General features: G+C 69.3%; 1 protein-coding gene. It reads right to left on the reverse strand.

All coding sequences use genetic code 11. The annotated features are described in order from the left end of the window. Nucleotides 1–49 precede the first annotated feature (49 nt). Nucleotides 50–274 (reverse strand): hypothetical protein (locus ACFZPT_RS26690; RefSeq protein WP_379559131.1); only part of this gene is annotated, 225 nt, incomplete at its 5' end.

Genomic DNA, 274 nt, shown 5'->3' on the forward strand with positions numbered 1-274 from the left:
CGCACGCTGCTCGGGAACAGCGTCGAGAAGGTCAGGATCTTCAGCGTCCTCACCGCGACACCTCCACGGCCTCTGCGGCCTCCACCAGGATGCGACCGAAGACCTCGGCTGCGACGCGATGGCCGAACTGGGCTTCGACCAGTTCGCGCGCCGCGCGCGACAGCTTCAGGCGCAGCACGCCATCGGCGATGAGCTTCAGCGTCGCGTCGGCCAGCGCCTCGGCACCGTCGGCGCGCAGGAAGTGGGTCCCGTCCTCGACATCCAGGCCCTCGAT

Source organism: Pseudomonas sp. MD330_10 (assembly GCF_042610415.1).
GTDB lineage: Bacteria > Pseudomonadota > Gammaproteobacteria > Pseudomonadales > Pseudomonadaceae > Aquipseudomonas > Aquipseudomonas rhodesiae.